The following is a 210-nucleotide window of genomic DNA, read 5'->3' as shown; positions in this document are numbered from 1 at the left end:
ATATAAAAACAAATAATTTTGAATATAAAACAAGTGATAAAGAATTAAATGTATTTTTTAGCCTTGATAATAAAAGCGTAGGGATTAGCTTAGATAAAGATACTTTAAAAGATTTAAAAAGCTTTTTTAATAAAAATGATTTTTTAGAAGAAAATGGAAAAACTATTTTAAAAGGCGACGCTGCTAATTATGTAGCAGGTTGGTTTAGTG

1 protein-coding gene is annotated in these 210 nt (G+C 23.3%); it reads left to right on the top strand.

From position 1 onward, the window contains the following. Nucleotides 1–210: hypothetical protein (locus AVBRAN12654_RS09475; protein ID WP_336614405.1), on the top strand; the 210-nt coding region annotated here is incomplete at both ends.

The organism is Campylobacter sp. RM12654 (genome assembly GCF_020137585.1).
Classification (GTDB): Bacteria; Campylobacterota; Campylobacteria; order Campylobacterales; family Campylobacteraceae; genus Campylobacter_E.
Note: the sequence above shows the minus strand (reverse complement) of the source record. Positions and strands in the feature narration are given on the sequence as shown.